Source organism: Streptomyces sp. YS-3 (genome assembly GCF_045257485.1).
Taxonomy (GTDB): domain Bacteria; phylum Actinomycetota; class Actinomycetes; order Streptomycetales; family Streptomycetaceae; genus Streptomyces.
In genome coordinates, this window is the sequence record NZ_JBJHPC010000706.1 from 1 (window position 1) to 3,289 (window position 3,289).

At 73.9% G+C, this 3,289-nt stretch carries 3 protein-coding genes; all 3 read left to right on the top strand.

Annotated elements, in window-relative coordinates; all coding sequences use genetic code 11:
• A partial coding sequence (locus tag ACJA3G_RS33585) for a cysteine protease StiP domain-containing protein (protein ID WP_406556814.1) occupies window positions 1-1,735 on the top strand: 1,735 nt, incomplete at its 5' end.
• Window positions 1,732-2,568 carry an HAD family hydrolase gene (locus ACJA3G_RS33590; protein WP_406556815.1) on the top strand — a complete coding sequence of 279 codons (837 nt, stop codon included), beginning with the start codon at window positions 1,732-1,734 and terminating at the stop codon, window positions 2,566-2,568. The genes ACJA3G_RS33585 and ACJA3G_RS33590, both read left to right, overlap by 4 nt.
• 20 nt (window positions 2,569-2,588) lie before the next feature.
• Window positions 2,589-3,248 (top strand): O-methyltransferase, encoded by a 660-nt coding sequence (locus ACJA3G_RS33595; RefSeq protein WP_406556816.1) that lies wholly within the window; start codon window positions 2,589-2,591, stop codon window positions 3,246-3,248.
• The last annotated feature ends 41 nt before the right edge of the window (window positions 3,249-3,289 follow it).

The following is a 3,289-nucleotide window of genomic DNA, read 5'->3' on the forward strand; positions in this document are numbered from 1 at the left end:
GGGGGAGGGCGGGCGCAGCGGAGCGGTTGGCTCCGATCTGGTCACCGTCGACCTCGCCTGGCCGCCCGGTCTCCCCGACGGCGGCCGGCACGGGTTCACCCCCGAGCACCGGGCCGTGCTCGAAGAGGCGCTTCCCGGTATGGCCACACGGCTGAGGCGGGCCCTGGGCGACACCCCCGGCCGTACCCTCGTCCTCGGGTTCGAGGAGCTGATGTACGCCCCCCTGCGCCTCGCCCTCGCCCTGGAACACCTGGGCATCGACGTCCGCTTCTCCACCACCACCCGCTCGCCCGTCCTCGCGGTGGACGATCCCGGCTACGCCATCCGCACCCGCCTCGCCTTCCCCGCCCACGACACCCCCGGCGACGGCCCCGGTGAGCGCTACGCCTACAACGTGGCGGGCGCCGGCTTCGACAGCGTCGTGGCCGTCGTCGACTCCGTGGGCGACACCCCCGCACTGCACGCCCCCGACGGCCTGCTGGCCGGGCTCGCCGCGCACATCCCGCACGTCGTGCTGGCCGTCGTCCCCTCGTACGTACCCGAAGGTGCCCCCATGTCCGGACCCCTGCCCGAGCCCCTGCCCGAGCCCCTGCGCGGGCCCGCCTTCTCCTCGTACGCGCCCGACGAGGTGGGCTGGCTGCTCAAGGACCTGTCCGGGGTGGAGCTGGAGGCGCCGACCGAGGAGCGCGAGGAGGCCATCCAGAGCGGCGGCGCCCACTACGCGGAGTCGCTGCCGGTCGAGTACCAGCCCTCGCCGCAGTACCAGCAGCTCTTCCGCGCCGCGCTGGACGCCTCGGCCGAGCGCATCGCCCGCGCCGTGGGCGTCGTGACCGAGACGGTGCTCGCGGAGCGGTCGCCCCGCCCGGTCCTGGTCTCGCTCGCCCGTGCGGGCACCCCGGTGGGCGTCCTGATGCGCCGCTGGGCCCGGCACCGGCACGGGCTCGACCTGCCGCACTACGCCGTCTCCATCGTGCGCGGACGCGGCATCGACCCCAACGCGCTGCGCTGGCTCGCCGCCCACCACGACCCCGCCGACGTGGTCTTCGTCGACGGCTGGACCGGCAAGGGCGCCATCACGCGCGAACTGGCCGCGGCGATCCGCGAGTTCGCCGACTCCTCCGGCGTCGACCGCTTCGACCCGGAGATCGCGGTCCTCGCCGACCCCGGCTCGTGCGTGCGCACCTACGGCACCCGCGAGGACTTCCTGATCCCGTCCGCGTGCCTCAACTCGACCGTATCGGGGCTGATCTCGCGGACCGTGCTGCGCGCCGACCTGATCGGACCCGGCGACTTCCACGGCGCCAAGTTCTACCGCGAACTGGCCGCCGCCGACGTCTCGGTGGACTTCCTGGACGCCGTCTCCGCCCGCTTCGACGAGGTCGCCGCCGACGTCGACCGCGAGGCCAAGGCGCTCCAGGGCGCCGACCGCAGCCCCACCTGGGAGGGCTGGGCGGCCGTCGAGCGGATCAGCGAGGAGTACGGCATCCACGACGTCAACCTCGTCAAGCCCGGCGTCGGCGAGACCACCCGTGTCCTGCTGCGCCGCGTCCCCTGGAAGATCCTGGCCCACCGCGGCGCCGGCGCCGACCTCGACCACGTACGTCTGCTCGCGGAGCAGCGCGGGGTACCGGTGGAGTGGGTCGACGACCTGCCGTACAGCTGCGTCGGGCTGATCCACCCCCAGTACACGCGCGGGGCGACCGGCGCCGACGGCAAGGCGGTGGCCTCCCGATGAGCACCCTGATCGCCAGCGACCTGGACCGTACGCTGATCTACTCGGCGGCGGCCCTCGACCTGACCATGCCCGACCCCCGGGCGCCGCGTCTGCTCTGTGTGGAGATCCACGAGCACAAGCCGCTCTCGTACATGACCGAGAACGCCGCCACCCTGCTCGCCGCCCTCAAGACGGACCCGGACACGGTCTTCGTGCCCACCACGACCCGCACCCGCAAGCAGTACCAGCGCATCCAGCTGCCGGGCCTGCCCGCGAAGTACGCGATCTGCGCCAACGGCGGGCAGCTGCTCGTCGACGGGGTGGCCGACCCCGACTGGCGGCGGCAGGTGGACCGGCGGATCGCCGACGAGTGCGCCACGCTCGCCGAGGTGCGCGCCCACATCTCGGCCGCCGCCGACCCGTCCTGGCTGCGCAAGGAGCGGGTCGCCGAGGACCTGTTCGCCTACCTCGTGGTGGAGCGCGCGCTGCTGCCCGGCCACTGGGTCGAGGAGCTGAGCGCCTGGGCCGGGGAGCGCGGCTGGACGGTCTCGCTCCAGGGCCGCAAGATCTACGCGGTTCCCGGGCCGCTGACCAAGAGCGCGGCCGTCCACGAGGTGGCCCGGCGCACCGGCGCCCGGCTCACCCTCGCCGCCGGGGACTCGCTCCTCGACGCCGATCTGCTGCTCGCCGCCGACGAGGGCTGGCGCCCGGGCCACGGCGAGCTCGCGGACGCCGGCTGGCGGGCGCCGCACGTCGACGTCCTCGACGAGCGGGGCGTGCTGGCCGGCGAGGAGATCGTGCGCCGGTTCGCCGCCCGCGCCGCGGCGGCCCGGGTTGCGCCCGTAACGCCCTGACCGGTCCCATACTCGCCCCCATGAGCAAGGGAAACACCACCAGGATCACCGACGAGCTCTACGCGTACATGCTGGCGCACAATCCGCCCCTGGACGCGGTGCAGCGCGAGCTCGTGGAGACGACGTACGCCCGGCTGCCCGGCCGCGCGGGCATGCAGTCGGCCGAGGAGCAGGCCCCGCTGCTGGAGTTCCTCGTCCGGCTGACGGGCGCGCGGCACGTGGTGGAGGTCGGGACCTTCACCGGGTTCTCGGCGCTCGCCATGGCACGGGCGCTGCCCGACGACGGACGGCTGATCGCGTGCGACATCTCGCGGGAGTGGACCGACTACGCGCGCGAGGCCTGGACGAAGGCGGGCGTGGCGCACAAGGTGGACCTGCGGATCGCCCCGGCGGCCGAGACCCTGCGCGCGATGCCGGCCGAGCCGCACATCGACTTCGCCTACCTGGACGCGGACAAGGACAACTACATCGCGTACTGGGAGGAGCTGGTGCCCAGGATGCGGCAGAACGGCCTCATCGCGGTGGACAACGTGCTCTTCCACGGTGAGGTGGTGGACCCGGCGGCGACCGGTCCCGCCGCCGGGATCCAGCGGTTCAACGAGCACGTGCTGCGGGACGCGCGGATGGACAGCGTCATGCTGGTCGTGGCGGACGGGCTGACGCTGTCCCGCAAGCGGTAGCCGCCCTCAGCAGCAGCCCCCGCCGCCGCAGCAGCCGCCCC

Bases quoted from the DNA above. Each gene is read 5' to 3' on its own strand.
- ACJA3G_RS33590 (WP_406556815.1), top strand. From the start codon at position 1,732: ATGAGCACCCTGATCGCCAGCGACCTGGACCGTACGCTGATCTACTCG.
- ACJA3G_RS33595 (WP_406556816.1), top strand. From the start codon at position 2,589: ATGAGCAAGGGAAACACCACCAGGATCACCGACGAGCTCTACGCGTAC.